Genomic DNA, 13,479 nt, shown 5'->3' with positions numbered 1-13,479 from the left:
GGCTGAAACAAGTAAACGACAGCAGGAACTGTTAGCAAAAGAGATGATATCCATCCGTATTAACGATGAAAATTTTCCCCACATTTATCTTTTATTCATCTACGCTTATTACTTTAATCATAATTAAGCGTCTCATCTAACTGACAGGCCACAACAACACGGAGATAAAACCCCCAGATTACGATCATCCAGTATCAAAAAATAAAAGAGGCTTAATCTTTAAAACGTGAAATTTTTACTCTTATTTTGGGGGCTAGTACTCACGGCATTTGCCGCCAGCGGATCCGTTTCAATCCAGCCCTTAGATCTTGCCGAACTCCCCAAAGGCTCTCTGGGCAACCACACTCAATTTTTTATTGAAGAGGGACAACAACTCACGCTTAAAGAAGCAACCCACATATATAAAGCAGGCTCTTTTCGTTCGGGCAAACAAACTGCACTTACCTTTGGTGTTGGGTCTCCTCCCGTTTGGCTAGCGCTCGCTGTTAATAATCCTACGGATCATTTCCTAACTTACCAACTAGCCACAGGTACTACATGGGTTGATCTACTCAATATCTATATATTACGAGCTGATGGGGAATTAATAAGCAATATACAAACAGGAGATGCTCGTACAAAGACGCCCGAGTTAACACCAGGGACAGGCTTTACTTATTCCCAAAGGTTTCCGCCAGGAATAAGTCATATTTATATTCGTGCAGCAACTGTTGACCCACTTATATTACCAATCACTCTCACCGATATCGAAGAAGTAGATACCTCAAATCAATGGACACAATATGCCTATGGTTTTTTATACGGCTATCTTTGCGCACTGATTGCTTATAATTTCATGCTGTACTTTGGCCTTAGAAAACGAAGTTATCTTTATTACCTACTCTATCTAACCAGCTTCATTTTATTGAACATTGCTTATACAGGGCACGGATATTCTTGGTTCTGGCCAAATAGCCCTTCCTTTCAGCGCTACATTATTTTGGCACTGATGGTACTTTACAGTGTGTGCGGCCTAGTGTTTGCCTGTCGCTTCCTCACGCTGAATCAATATGCACCTAAACTATTACGCTGGATACGCTCTTTTATGCTGCTTGGCCCCTGTTTAATGGGAGCGGCAATACTACAAGACAACCAGCTTCATGCGGTCATGGTGGCATTTAGCTATCAAACAGTTTTCACCATAGGCATGGTACTGCTAGGCGCTTTTGCTGTATGGAAACAACAAGACGTAGGACACTACTTTTTTACGGCAGCCTTATTCGGCATGATTGGTACAGCCATCACAACTTTTGCAGTACTAGGCTGGTTACCTTTCACTCCTCTTACTTTCCACAGTGTGAACATTGGAATACTCATCGAAGCAACATTACTAGCACTTGCCCTGACACATCAAGTGCGCGAACAATACAGTGCTCGAATGCGCGCAGAATACATGGCCCATCACGACCCTTTAACGAGCTTGCTTAATCGGCGCGGGTTTTATGACCTTGCAAACAGTGTCTGGAGTACTAACATCAGAAAACAAAGACCTATCACTATCATTATCATTGATATCGACTATTTCAAGCAGATCAATGATGAGCATGGTCACGTCGCAGGTGACTTAACCTTGGGGAAAATATCCCAACTGCTCACCAATGAATGTCGGGGCGGTGACATTCTCACACGCTGGGGAGGAGAAGAATTTCTCATACTGCTTCCTGAAACCACCCTAGAGCAGGCGCATATCCTTGCAGAGCGGATACGTAGTTCAATTGAAACACTAAAAATAGATTTCAAGCAGACTCACATTAAAACAACAGCAAGTATAGGAGTCTCAGAGCGAGGTTCAAAACAAACCTTAAATGAGCTAATTTATGATGCAGATAGTCACCTTTATCTTGCTAAAGACAAAGGCCGCAACCAAATTAACTCTACAACTTTTTCACCTCATCCCCAACAGTAATAATACCTCCATGCGTAATTTTGGCGCAAATACCACCATGACCTAACATAGCAGCTACGCCACCCTTACCAAGGGCCTGCTCCATTCGCAAACAAGGATGGCATTGGGCAGTAGCTTCAAATTCCACCTCACCAATACGAAAAATCTGATGGCGAAGTGCCATTAAATTGATACCAGACACCACCAAATTACGGCGCAGTATTCTAGGATCTATAGACTCAAGCCCCAGCAACGCTGCCACTACATCAATATGCTCACTGTTAATCAATGTTATCTGTCGCGCAGAGCCTGGCGTCCCGTCACATCGCCTATCTCCCGCAAGCCCCTTCTCAGCGATAGCCTCAACTTGAGTGACCTGTTGCATATCCACTTTGCGCTCAGGCCGTAAACCAATCCAGTCTAGACGGCCAGGCTTAAGGTCTTGAAGATGCCGGCTTAACAAACGGCCTACTGTATTCACCCCCATTGCTTTACGCTTTAATAAATTTTATGGAAATAGAATTAACACAATGGCGGGTGTTTTTTTCAGTCATCTGCTCTCCCTCAAACACATGCCCTAAATGGCCATCGCAATTAGCACATACTATTTCTGTACGGCTGCCATCAGCATCTGTTACACGTTTTATAGCACCTTCAATTTCATCATCAAAACTCGGCCAACCACAACCAGAAGAGAATTTATCTGTAGAACGATAGAGGGCTGAATCACACTGTTTGCAAACAAACCTACCTATTTCAGAGAAATCATCATAGGTACCTGTAAAAGGCCGTTCAGTACCTTTATGCAAAATAACGCGCTGCTCTTCGGCATCAAGAGCGTTTAAAGGTAAATCTTTATCTGTATTCATCGCAGGATCTCCTCGCTCAAATATCATCCTCTTTCAAAGAGGGATCATCAGCTTATCATGAGGTCATATAAATCATAAAACGTTACAATGGCACCAAATCAATAGCGTCAGCCGTTGTATCAAGGGCTGCGTCTGCTGCATTACCCACTACAGGCACAACAGAAATAACCGCTCCGCCAATACGCAGGGGAACCGTCACTACTTTTGTTAACACACAACCTTGTAGAATCATCACCAATAGAATAATGACAATTGATTTCATCCAATGAACTCCAGTACAAATAATTAATGTTTATTAAGGCGAATGCATTTTATATAAAGACAATATGCTTAGAAGGGTGCACCCCGAGAAACAGGATAAAAATCAGCCTTAAGCAGCCCTTAAACACCGCATGAGTATAAATTCTCGCCCCTATCATACTTAGTTGAATACCTCAGGAGAAGCGGTCGCCGTGTACTACACTACTCACTGTATCCAGATCGCCATCACATAGGCTATCCATGAAAAAAGCCCAAAGTTATGCCATAGCTCAGGTAAAGAGATAGCGGTAAAACGACCACCGCCTATACCTCTGTCTTTTTGCTCGATAAAACGATATAAAGTTTCCTATATACGTACGTTCCCCTATTGGAGTCAAAAATGTCCCCTAGAATTGCCTACAGCGCTGAAGATGCCGTTTCTTCAATTAAGGATAATGAAGCAATCTGGACGCACAACATGGCAGCAACGCCTACTATATTGCTTAAAGGCCTAGCTCAACATGCTTTGTCATGTCGAAATTTAGTTTTACTGCAACTGCATACCGAGGGTGATGGCGCAGCGTTAATGGTTGCTCCAGAGCTACGCGGCCATCTTCGCTGCCGTTGTTATTTTGTCAGCGCTGTAACGCGTAAGGCTGTTCAAAGGGGTGATGCTGATTATGTTCCAATATTACTGGCAGAAGTGCCGAAGCTTATTCGTAGTGGAGGGCAACGGGTCGACACTGCAATTATCCAGGTTAGCCCACCCGATAAGCATGGTAACTGCTCGCTTGGTGTATCGGTTGAGGCGACCCATGCCGCATTGGAAAAAGCCGGTAAGATCATTGCCCATATAAACCCAAAAATGCCACGCACGCACGGCGATGGAATCATCTCTTATAAGAAATTTCATACCGTGTACGAAGAATCTGCACCGATAAGTTGCCACGCCCCTGCGGCTCAAAACGAGGTCTATAACGCCATCGGTCAGCATGTGGCAGCACTTGTACAAGACCGTGATTGTATTCAAACCGGTATCGGAGCTATTCCTGATGCCGTACTTACCTGCTTAGGTGACCGAAAAGACCTGGGGGTTCATACCGAGATGTTTTCAGATGGCATTCTTCCACTCGTAGAAAAAGGGGTGATCACCGGCGCTTATAAAAAGAATCATCAAGGAAAAATTGTCACCAGCTTTGTCATTGGAAGCCAGAAGCTTTATGACTTTGTAGATGACAATCCAGCTGTGCAATTTTTGGACACCGAATATGTAAACGATATGCGCAGCATTCAGCGCAACCCACAAGCAATGTCGATCAATAGCGCAATCCAAGTCGATTTAACCGGACAGGTTTCTGCAGACTCAATGGGTACCAAAATATACTCAGGCTTCGGCGGCCAGATCGACTTTGTTCGTGGCGCATCATTATCAGAAGGTGGGAGGGGCGTAATTGCTTTACCTTCAACCGCAGCAGGGGGAAGCATTTCACGTATCACGACAACCCTCAGTGATGGTGCAGGAGTGGTAACAACTCGTGCCCATGTGCACTACATTGCTACCGAATACGGAGTGGTTAGTCTGCACGGCCGTAGTTTGCGCGAGCGCGCACGGGACCTAATCGAAATTGCACACCCTAGTTTCCGGGAAGAGTTAAACCGTGAGGCCTTTGATAAACTGCGTCTAAACCTCAACTAAATAATCGGGTAAGAGATTTTCAGGTGCTCCAGCATTCCCATCAGAGTCTGACAGCACCCGTTTCATCTTCTTAAATATGCGAGGTTGCACCGTAGTTCAATCTAGTGGCTTCTGTAAAAAGAATTAGGCATGTGAAAAATGGTGCGCTTGGAGGGATTCGAACCCCCGACCAATAGGATCGGAACCTACTACTCTATCCAGCTGAGCTACAAGCGCAAAAAATCAGGAAGTTTTCAGGCGGTAATAATACGGGTGTATTGCTCTTTTGCCAAGAACTTAGATTGTTTAGTGGCTTTTTATATCAATCATTTAGGACACTTTACTGCACGGCATATTTACATTCTGTTTTTATTCTTACTCAACCTAACTAGGCCTCACACTTCTCAGTGCACTTGGTTAAATGATGTAACGGGTGTTAATACATCGACTAAAAAAGCAAAAAGCAGCAAATTAATATCACTTAAAGCGCGATATAAGCCATAAGGTGCAGATAAACCCCATTTTCGTGAAGGGCTTTTGCCGGTATAATTCTGACCAAATTAATTATCATGATGCTTTAGTTATCGCATCTACCGAAACTGTAATGAGGTCACCACTGTGAAATTGACTGCTAAAATTGCTTCTGTACTAAGTATTCTAGGTTTAAGCGTTGCGCTATCAACGTCGGTTGGTGCGAATACGTCTGATGAAAAAATTGCTGAGCGTATTAAGCCCCTTGGTAATGTATGTGTAGAAGGTGATGATTCTTGCGGTGGCGCAGTAGTGGCTGCCGCTGCAACTGGCGCACGTTCTGGCGAAGATGTTTATAACGCTAGCTGCGCAGCATGTCACGCTATTGGTGTGGCTGGCGCGCCTAAGTATGGCACTAGCGACTGGACCGATCGTGGCGCCAAAGGTATAGACGAGCTATTAAGAACAGCTATTAGCGGCATTAACGCTATGCCACCACGCGGAACATGTGCGGCATGTTCTGATGACGAAATACAGGCTGCTGTTCAGCATATGTTAGACAGCGTTCAGTAATAAACGGACTCTGCTATAAAAAAGGCTGCTACGGCAGCCTTTTTATTTATGTTTCTTTTCCAGCTTACAGATCGTCAAACATATTTCGCAAGCTATTTAATGTGGCGCGCCCTCGCTGCTTGTTAACTTCTGGATTTTTCTCTCCATTGCCTTCTATTTCTAGATCTTCTTGTGGCAACTCATCTAAAAAACGGCTCGGCGCACAATCTAGTAATTCACCAAATTGTTTGCGTTGTCGCGCCAAAGTAATGGTTAAGGTGCGTTTTGCCCGCGTAACACCGACGTAAGCCAAACGACGCTCCTCTTCAATATCACCATTTTCTATGCTGTTTCGATGAGGTAATAGTTCTTCTTCCATTCCCATCAAGAATACATGAGGGAATTCCAACCCTTTAGAGGCATGCAGCGTCATTAACTGCACTTTATTGGAGTCATCTTCCTCTTCTTGTCGATCTAACATATCAATCAATATTATACGGGCAATCGTTTCCTCTATACCTGCTTCAGGATCATCTTCTTGTAAACGTTCTAATGTACTTTTTAGTGAGTCAATTAGAAAAAATACATTATTCATGCGTGTTTCGGCCACTTTGTCACTTGACGCATTTTGCCGTAGCCAACCTTCATAATCGATGTCGTACACTAAATCCTTAATTGCTTGAATCGGATCAGACTCATAACATTGGCGATATTTTTCATGTAACCAACGAGTAAATTGCCGTAGTTTCTCAACAGCGGCGGGGGGAAGCACTTGCTCCAAGCCTATTTCATCACACGCATCAAAAAGACTCACCTGCCGCTCAGACGCATACTCGCCTAATTTTTTGAGCGTACTTGGACCAATTTCTCTTCGTGGAAGGTTAATGATGCGCAAAAACGCATTATCATTATCCCGATTAACCAGCACTTTCAAATAACACATCAAATCTTTGATTTCTGCGCGAGCAAAGAAGGATGTACCACCCGATAATTTATAAGGGACCTGAAAAGCTTGAAGCTTTATCTCTAATAAACGCGCTTGATAGTTACCACGATAAAGGATGGCAAAATCACTGAAGGGAGTATGTTTACGCAGGTGTTGATCAAGAATCTCTGTAGCTATACGTTCACATTCAGCATCTTCATTGCGGGTGTGGATAACTCGGATGGGGTCGCCTGGTCCCATCTCACTCCATAAGGTTTTTTGAAATACATGAGGGTTATTAGCAATTAACGTATTAGCGGCTTTGAGGATACGGCTGGTAGAGCGGTAGTTTTGCTCAAGCTTAACAACTTTAAGGCTGGGGAAATCAACCTGCAATTGCTCAAGGTTTTCCGGCCTTGCACCACGCCATGCATAGATCGACTGGTCATCATCCCCAACAACCGTTAACGCCCCGCGATGTCCAACTAGCTGTCGCACCATACGATACTGGCAGAGATTGGTGTCCTGATACTCATCCACTAACAAATAACGAATGCGGTTTTGCCAACGTTCAAGAACATCAGGATGCTCATCAAAAAGCTTTACCGGTACTTGAATTAGATCATCGAAATCAACAGCATTGTAAGCACTCAGATAGCTGTTATAGGACTCATAAGCGCGGGCTGCTAGAATCTCTTGCGGGCCGACCGCTTGAGCCTCTGCCTTCTCAGGGCTGACCATCTCATTCTTCCAATTTGAGATCATATTTCTAACAGAATCTACCTGATCGCTATCTTCATCATTATGCAACATCAAGTCTTTTAGGAGTGCTTTACTGTCTTGATCATCAAACAAAGAAAAGCCCGATTTTAATCCCAGACGTTTATGCTCTTTACGGATGATATTCATACCCAAATTATGAAATGTAGATACCGTTAGCCCTTTTCCTTTACCTTGTAGAATCTGTCCTACCCGCTCTTTCATTTCACGAGAGGCTTTATTAGTAAATGTAACGGCTGCTATATGTTTTGGTTCAACACCACACTTTTCCACAAGATACGCAATTTTTTGTGTAATTACGCTGGTTTTACCCGAACCTGCGCCTGCCAACACCAGTAAAGGGCCACTGATAAATTTCACAGCTTCATTTTGTCGTGGATTTAACTTACTCATTTATCTTAAAAGCCGCCAAATACTTGATAATTATCATTAAAATTCAAAACGCTCATCTAAAAATCACATTCAAACACTTGTTTTCCTAGCGAATACTTCGTGTTACAGTGAGATCTGAATCAGCTTTATATTATACAAACTAAGCAGTCGAAGCGGTTAGGTCTATACTATTATTATTAATAATAGATACCCGGTAGTATTCGATAATGCGGTATCCAAGCATAATGCCTATTAAAATCCTTATATTCTCTCCTCAATCAAGGATGAAGGAGCTATTGGAATCGCGCCGCCTTCAATTAGATGTGGAGCTGGATTCTGTTGATAATCTCGATGCATTAGCGCATAGGGTGGCTGAAACTCATCCAGATATCATTTGGATTTATGCTTGTCCGCAACAAACACTTAGCTCGCTAGACTCATACTCGCCCTATCTGCATAAGTTACCGACTCCCGTAGTACTTGCCTATGAGAACATAACGTTAGAAGAAGGCAACCAACTACTCGCAGCATCGTTCTCTGACGTCATATCACTTGAAAACGCCTCAGATGACACCTTTAACCGAAGCTTCAGATTACTCAGTAAAATCAGTCACAAAAACGCTGAACTAAACACACTAAGACATACTGATTTACTAACATCCTTACAAAATCGCGCCAGCTTTTATACGCGCTTACAACAAGATCTCGATCGCATTCACGTAGACAGCGGAGCATTAGCGCTCTTCAGTTTAGATATCGATAACTTCAAAGCCTTCAATCAACGAATGGGCTATACCGCCGGCGATCAACTACTACTTGATCTCAAGAACCGAATCCTTAATTGCGCTCAGAATTTTCCCGTATTCAGAACTGCCGGAGATGAGTTTTTTATCATTATTACTGGCTTGTCTTTTGAAACCACGAAAGAAGCCGCTAATCATCTACTAGAAACGATGACTAGCTTGTTATTTGCTAGTTTTAATATTGCTGAACAAGATAATGTGATTGGTATCAGTATTGGCGTCACATTCTCCTCAGAAAGCAGAGCTAGTATCGATGCTCTAACTAATCAAGCCAATCAAGCCCGCTGCCGTGCTAAGCGAGTACATGGCTGTAGCTTTTCTATTTATGAACCCGAAAAAGATGTTGTTCCCGTTAATGATGGTTTACTCGAATCAGATATTTGGACGGCACTTAAGCAAAAGCAATTTGAGCTTTATTACCAACCACGCGTTGATTTACACTCCGGCGAAATAGTAGGAGCTGAGGCATTAATGCGCTGGAATCACCCTCTTCGAGGGCTCATCATGCCAGATGATTTTATTCCTGTATCAGAGCACACCGGGCAAATTATCCCAATGGGTTTTTGGGCAATTTTTCAATCGGGTCGTGATCTTAAAACTATTAAAGAGGCAGGTTTTAGTTTATCGAAATTAAGTGTGAATTTATCTTTTCGTCAGTTTCAAGATGACCATTTAGCACAAACCATTCATCGAATTATTGAAAAAGAAAAAATCGACACTCGCATATTAGAGTTCGAATTAACCGAATCAGCATTGTTTAGTGATGATCTACATGTACAAAGCAGCATTGGCGAACTTAGCAAAATAGGAATCGACTTTTCGCTAGATGATTTCGGCACAGGGTATTCTTCATTTGCACTCTTACAAAAACTACCTATCAGTGCACTCAAAATTGATCGCTCTTTTGTTGCTAAATTACCTGAAAGCTCTGATGATGCAGAAATTGTTAGAGCCATCATCAATTTAGCGCATAATCTTAATATGGGAGTGGTTGCCGAAGGCGTTGAAACCAAAGCCCAGCTTGAGTTCCTCATACAGAATGGGTGCGACCAAGTACAAGGCTACTTTTTCAGCCCGCCGGTTCAATTAGAAAAGTTCATGAAAATGCTGAAGACCCACTAGCTAACTTTTAAAGCCCAGCATCTCATTACCCTTCAAACTTGTAGTAATTGCGAATTGGCGCTGGTTCGCTCCCATCCTATTCCTGGAAATATTTCTTACGGACTGTTTACTGTTGGGGGAATTCCATACATCGTTCACCATTAATTGAATATGTCCAAACGGATAAAAAACGCTATAGAAAACCTACAAAGAAACATAACAAGGACGCAGCTTAGCTTTGCGTTAGCTTTTCAAAAAAGGAAATAGTATGGATTTAATACATAAATCAGATGAAGAGATTATGCGTGTCGTTACGCCGATCATGGACAACCTGATGGAAGCTTCAACTGAAATTAATTACGAAAAGCATTTGCTCAATCACACTGAAAGAGCAAAAAAGACATTATCGAAGGAAGCGTTAGAAATGATGTGCAAATCCTATCAAGCTGAATTTGGTATTTTTGCCGATAGAGAGCTAATGGGTATTGCTAGACACCATAACTATATAAACGTTGTTTGGAAGCAAAAGATGTCAAAATCACAAGATGAGTTTTTGGCTATATTGTGCCTTGTCCAAGAAGGAACACGGTATCTTGTCGATAGGTGTTGGATAGACCTATGGCAACCCCAAAGCTAACATGCACTTCAACTCGATGAGCTGAAGCATATGAAACGAGAGAAACAGGGTTAGGTTATATAACCTAATAATTTAGCCCATTATGATCCAGATATTTATAATTAAAACAATCACCTAAAACGTTTCGATAAATTAAAGAACTCTAAGTATGTCATTCTGAGACCTGTCATCTGTCTTACTATTGAGGAGATATAAAGTTTAATAGAACTATATATGGAGTGTATTAATGATTTTATCTTTAATGAAGAAACTCATACCTAACATTTAGAGACATACATTAATTGCTAGAATCCAAGAAAAATACATTTAAAAAATGTGTACTAGTCAGATAAATGTTCAGCTAAAAAATCAATCAATATTCTTACCCTTCTGGGTAAATTACGACTAAGCGGGTAGAGTGCAGATATAGTGGTTGGTTGTTGATAATATCGAGTGAGTAATAGTTGCAAAGCACCTTCTTCAACATGTTTATTGAACAAAAAGCTGGGACCAAAACCGATACCCAAGCCATTTAACATTCCGTCAACAATTAATGTCCCGTCATTACTGGTTAGATTGCCTTTTACTTTTACCGTGATTGATTCACCACTAGGCATACGAAAAGGCCAAGCACGATTCAATTTTGAATCTCCATAGATCAGGCAGTTGTGCTGTGTCAGATCAGCGGGCTGATCTGGTTCTCCCCATTTTTTTATATACTCAGGAGATGCAACTACCTGAAAAGTACATTCTGCTAACCGGCGGGATAACAGACTGGAATCTTCCAGCTGACCGACCCGCAGAGCAATGTCGATACCCTCTTCCACTAAGTCTTCAACCCGCCCACTGGCAATGACATTCAAGTCGATATCTGGGTATTGATGCTGAAACTGAATCAACAGCTTACTAACCTTAGAGATGATAAGACTTTGAGGTACCGTTATGCGGATTTTTCCTCGAGGTGCACTTTGGCTGTCCATTATTTCAGCACGAGCATTTTCAGCCTCTGCGATGATGAGTTTGCAGTGGTTGTAAAATTGAGAACCTTCCTCTGAAAGATTTAGCTTGCGTGTTGTGCGGTACAATAAGCGAGCGCCTAAGTCTCTCTCCAGCAGGGATACCTGCTTACTAACAAATGATTTAGAGAGCCCTAACCGTTCTGCCGCCGCTGTAAAGCTCCCCGCTTCCACAACGACAGCAAAGGTTTCCATCAACGTTAAAGTATTCATATTAGCACCTATCAGAAAACAATCTATTTACTCATAGACTATATATCAACCCATAAGAACACAATAAGCTTAACTCATATGCTTTTCTAGGCTTTAAGTGCTAACAACAGTCTTATAAGGGTTACTAATGAATACAGTACACGTTGACGATCAGAGCTATGGAAAATTAGCGAAAGTGCTTCACTGGGGATTGGCCCTAATGCTAATAGTGTTGATCTCTGTCGGCACCTATATGACAGGGCTAGATAAATCAGACCCTAGTCGTTTGCAGATTATAGGGGTGCATAAGTCATTTGGTGTAATCTTCATGCAACTTGCCATTCTCCGTTTGATCTGGAGCCGTATCAACCAATCACCCGCGTTACCCGAAGTGCTAGCTGGTTGGGAGAAGATTCTCTCGCGCACCGTCACTGCTTCCCTATACATATTAATGCTCGCCATCCCCTTTAGCGGATTTGCCATGACTAACTTTGCAGGGTTTCCCGTCAATATATTTGGTTTGATCGAGATGCCGCAGCTGTTTAATAAAAATATAGAAATGGCAGATCTAGCCAAGCAAGCTCACTGGATTTTAGTCTACACATTAGTAGCCGCGATATTCATGCATATTGCTGGGGCACTTAAACACCGTTTCCTAGATGCTCCGGAAGCAGATGTACTTCCCCGGATGATGCCATTAAAGCCACGCATCTAGTATTTTTAAAGTTGAGGACAACGCAATGTATTCACTAACACTTCATCATCATCCACTGTCTGTCTGCTCAATGAAAGTTCGCCTTGCCTTAGAAGAGAAGGGTTTAGATTGGTCCTCTAATGTAATCGACATTGTAGGAGAGCAGGAGCAGTTAGAGCCATGGTATGTAAAGTTAAACTCCAATGGAGTTATACCTACGCTGGAGCTTCACAGCAGCGAAACAGAAGTAGTGACTAATTCAGCCAGTATTATTCGGTTTATCGCATCGTTGTCTGAAGGTAACGCTCTGCTGCCTGCCAATAATCGTGACTTCAAACTAATGAATAAATTAATTGATCTAGCAGATGATGTAGATCTTCAGATTCTCAGTTATGCACGCCACCCCTCTATGGAAAAGTCTGAAAAGATTCTGGATGCCCGTATCGATAAATCGTTATCCCTGGCTAAACAGCATCCCGAGCTTAGAAGTAACTACCTTGCTTGCGCTGACAGATCTGAAAAAAGTAAAAAATTCAGAGTAAATACAAATCATATTAAAGACATTGAACAAAGCGCTTTTAAGTCCCTTTCTTTTACTGAAAAACAGCTGAACGGCAATACATTCTTACTGGGCGATACCTACTCTCTGGCAGATGTAATATGGACAGTGGTGCTTTCAAGACTTGATTTACTCGGCTATACCGACTGGATTAACGGTAATAGTTTCCCGCTGCTAACAAGTTATTACCAGCGCGCCCAAAATCGAAAAAGTTTCACTCTCGCACAGGTTCAAAATGAGTGGTGGGATAAATAGTTCCTAATAAAACAACGGAGAGAAATGCCATAGAAGGCAAAAAAAACCTAATCTACTTTTATTTTAATAACTATATCAATCTGAGAGAATCATTATGAAGAAAAAATTATTTACTTATTTGTGTTCAATTATGTTACTTAGTTTCTTTTCAATATCTTCAGTATTCGCTGAAAATACTGATGCAAGAACGACCTATGCAGTTGTATGGTCCATAGATACAAATAATGCCGAGCTTTTCAATAATACGATCGCCGCTCATTCTACGGAAGTGCTAGAGTTATGGAAAAACGGCACTATAGAAAATGTATATATAGACAGTATGAAAACACATGATGTTGTCAGCAAAGGTGACACTGCTAGAGTAATGTTTTTCATTAAAGCAAAAACAGATGAAGAAGCTAAAAAAATATTGAATGGAATGCCTCTAGTTAAAAA

Annotated in this window: 13 protein-coding genes and 1 tRNA gene; 8 read left to right on the top strand and 6 right to left on the bottom strand. The window is 42.0% G+C overall.

Annotated features, from left to right (window positions below):
- Positions 1–226: 226 nt before the first annotated feature.
- Positions 227–1,945 (top strand): diguanylate cyclase, encoded by a 1,719-nt coding sequence (locus QZZ55_RS03780; protein ID WP_293265473.1) that lies wholly within the window; start codon positions 227–229, stop codon positions 1,943–1,945.
- Here QZZ55_RS03780 and QZZ55_RS03775 read toward each other — a convergent pair.
- The 3 genes from QZZ55_RS03775 to QZZ55_RS03765 form a co-directional block, all read right to left on the bottom strand.
- The gene (locus tag QZZ55_RS03775; RefSeq protein ID WP_293265471.1) at positions 1,914–2,411 is read right to left on the bottom strand and encodes an MOSC domain-containing protein; all 498 of its coding nucleotides are present in this window, start codon (positions 2,409–2,411) and stop codon (positions 1,914–1,916) included. The two genes, QZZ55_RS03780 and QZZ55_RS03775, sit on opposite strands and share 32 nt — an antisense overlap.
- Positions 2,412–2,415: 4 nt before the next feature.
- Complete coding sequence (locus tag QZZ55_RS03770) at positions 2,416–2,793, bottom strand: methionine-R-sulfoxide reductase (RefSeq protein ID WP_293265469.1); 378 nt, start codon at positions 2,791–2,793, stop codon at positions 2,416–2,418.
- An 82-nt stretch (positions 2,794–2,875) separates the two neighbouring features.
- Positions 2,876–3,055: a DUF6726 family protein gene (locus QZZ55_RS03765; protein WP_293265467.1), complete on the bottom strand. Its 180-nt coding sequence runs from the start codon at positions 3,053–3,055 to the stop codon at positions 2,876–2,878.
- A gap of 378 nt (positions 3,056–3,433) precedes the next feature.
- Here QZZ55_RS03765 and QZZ55_RS03760 point away from each other — a divergent pair, with 378 nt between their 5' ends.
- Positions 3,434–4,729: an acetyl-CoA hydrolase/transferase C-terminal domain-containing protein gene (locus QZZ55_RS03760; RefSeq protein WP_293265465.1), complete on the top strand. Its 1,296-nt coding sequence runs from the start codon at positions 3,434–3,436 to the stop codon at positions 4,727–4,729.
- 139 nt (positions 4,730–4,868) lie between these two features.
- On the opposite strand, the gene QZZ55_RS03755 is transcribed toward QZZ55_RS03760, so the two are convergent.
- Positions 4,869–4,945 (bottom strand) — tRNA-Arg (locus QZZ55_RS03755).
- A 387-nt stretch (positions 4,946–5,332) separates the two neighbouring features.
- Here QZZ55_RS03755 and QZZ55_RS03750 point away from each other — a divergent pair.
- The gene (locus QZZ55_RS03750) at positions 5,333–5,752 is read left to right on the top strand and encodes a c-type cytochrome (protein WP_293265689.1); all 420 of its coding nucleotides are present in this window, start codon (positions 5,333–5,335) and stop codon (positions 5,750–5,752) included.
- Positions 5,753–5,816: 64 nt separating this feature from the next.
- On the opposite strand, the gene rep is transcribed toward QZZ55_RS03750, so the two are convergent.
- Positions 5,817–7,829, bottom strand: coding sequence for a DNA helicase Rep (gene rep / locus QZZ55_RS03745; RefSeq protein WP_293265463.1), 2,013 nt, complete (start codon positions 7,827–7,829; stop codon positions 5,817–5,819).
- A 224-nt stretch (positions 7,830–8,053) separates the two neighbouring features.
- Between rep and QZZ55_RS03740 the strand changes: the two genes are divergently transcribed.
- Both QZZ55_RS03740 and QZZ55_RS03735 read left to right on the top strand, forming a co-directional pair.
- Positions 8,054–9,733: a bifunctional diguanylate cyclase/phosphodiesterase gene (locus QZZ55_RS03740; RefSeq protein ID WP_293265461.1), complete on the top strand. Its 1,680-nt coding sequence runs from the start codon at positions 8,054–8,056 to the stop codon at positions 9,731–9,733.
- A 247-nt stretch (positions 9,734–9,980) separates the two neighbouring features.
- The gene (locus tag QZZ55_RS03735) at positions 9,981–10,349 is read left to right on the top strand and encodes a hypothetical protein (protein ID WP_293265459.1); all 369 of its coding nucleotides are present in this window, start codon (positions 9,981–9,983) and stop codon (positions 10,347–10,349) included.
- A 320-nt stretch (positions 10,350–10,669) separates the two neighbouring features.
- On the opposite strand, the gene QZZ55_RS03730 is transcribed toward QZZ55_RS03735, so the two are convergent.
- Complete coding sequence (locus tag QZZ55_RS03730) at positions 10,670–11,557, bottom strand: LysR family transcriptional regulator (protein ID WP_293265457.1); 888 nt, start codon at positions 11,555–11,557, stop codon at positions 10,670–10,672.
- A gap of 127 nt (positions 11,558–11,684) precedes the next feature.
- Here QZZ55_RS03730 and QZZ55_RS03725 point away from each other — a divergent pair, with 127 nt between their 5' ends.
- From QZZ55_RS03725 to QZZ55_RS03715, 3 genes are all read left to right on the top strand, one after another.
- Positions 11,685–12,251 carry a cytochrome b gene (locus tag QZZ55_RS03725; RefSeq protein ID WP_293265455.1) on the top strand — a complete coding sequence of 189 codons (567 nt, stop codon included), beginning with the start codon at positions 11,685–11,687 and terminating at the stop codon, positions 12,249–12,251.
- Positions 12,252–12,276: 25 nt separating this feature from the next.
- Positions 12,277–13,044 (top strand): glutathione S-transferase family protein, encoded by a 768-nt coding sequence (locus QZZ55_RS03720; protein ID WP_293265453.1) that lies wholly within the window; start codon positions 12,277–12,279, stop codon positions 13,042–13,044.
- A 94-nt stretch (positions 13,045–13,138) separates the two neighbouring features.
- Positions 13,139–13,479, top strand: a 341-nt coding sequence (locus tag QZZ55_RS03715) for a hypothetical protein (RefSeq protein WP_293265451.1), incomplete at its 3' end; no start/stop codon positions are given.

The sequence above is a fragment of the Neptunomonas sp. genome (assembly GCF_016744175.1).
In the GTDB taxonomy this organism is placed as follows: domain Bacteria; phylum Pseudomonadota; class Gammaproteobacteria; order Pseudomonadales; family Balneatricaceae; genus Neptunomonas.
Note: the sequence above shows the minus strand (reverse complement) of the source record. Positions and strands in the feature narration are given on the sequence as shown.